This is a genomic window from Micromonospora sp. KC207 (assembly GCF_004348615.1).
Classification (GTDB): Bacteria; Actinomycetota; Actinomycetes; order Mycobacteriales; family Micromonosporaceae; genus Micromonospora.
In genome coordinates this window covers 1-1066 of the sequence record NZ_SMKJ01000606.1, presented here as the reverse complement: position 1 = coordinate 1066, position 1066 = coordinate 1, and the positions used below count along the sequence as shown (strand labels likewise).

At 77.1% G+C, this 1066-nt stretch carries 2 pseudogenes; both read left to right on the top strand.

The window, feature by feature from the left end:
• A pseudogene (locus E1258_RS32785) lies at positions 1 to 314 on the top strand (hypothetical protein); the annotation flags it as partial.
• Between the two features lie 141 nt (positions 315 to 455).
• A pseudogene (locus E1258_RS32780) lies at positions 456 to 1066 on the top strand (ATPase); the annotation flags it as partial.

Here is a 1066-nt window from a genome sequence, read left to right as displayed (position 1 = left end):
CGGTGGGGGAGGTGGCCGACGCTGTCGCCCGGGTGGTGACGGCGCACCCCGGCATGACGGTCGCCCTGCGGGTCGAGCACGACGGGCAGGCGTACCCGCTGCGGGTCGGCTGGTCGGACGGGCGGGTGACGGTCGGCGCGGAGGCCGCGGCCGTACCGCCGCCGGTGTGGCCGCTGTCGGTCAAGACCGTACCGGCGTGGACGTCCGGCGCCGACGGGGTGAAGGCGGACCCGGCGGCCCGGCTGGCGGAGCTGATCCGGCGCGACCCGTCGCTGCTCGACGCCACCGACCCGCACGTTGACCCCGCGCGCTGACCCGCCGCGTCCTCGCCCCGCCCGGCGACGCCACCGCCGCGTTGGCCAGGGCGGCTGCTCGCCACCTGGCGGCGTGAGAGGGGAACCCTTCTCTACCGTAGGCGTTAACAGGGGGCCCTTCCTTGCGGCTAACCTCGGGCGGTGGCCGCACCCGATCTGACCCTCGTCGCCAGCCTGCGACCGGCCGCGCTGGACGGCCGGCGCGGCGTGGTCCGGCTGCACCCGGAGGTGCTGACGGCGCTGGCGCTACGGCCCGGCGACCCGGTGCGGCTCGCCGGCCGCCGGGTGACCGCCGGAATCGTCGCGCCGGCCGGGCCGGCCGCGAGCACGGCGCTGCTCTACGCCGACGACCTGCTGCTGGGCAACCTGGGGGTACGCGATGGCGGGCAGGTGACGGTGAGCCGGACGCCGGTGATCCCGGCCCGTTGGGTGACCCTGACCGGGCCGGTCCAGGTCACCGCCGCGGTCTCCCCGGAGATGCTCCGCCTCGCGCTGCTCGGCAAAGTGGTCACCGCCGGGGACGACGTCTCCCTGCTGCCGCAGGACGTGCTGCCGGACGCCTCGGTGCGCGCCCTCGTGGCGGCGGCCCGGCACAGTCTGTCCACCACCGTCGGGTACGCCTGGACGAGCACCCTGCTCACCGTGGCCGCCGCCGAGCCGGACGTCGCCGCACTGGTCACCATGGACACCGTGGTCGGCTGGGAGCACGGGCCGGTCACCCGGACCGGCGGCTGGGCCGGCCCCACCCGCGC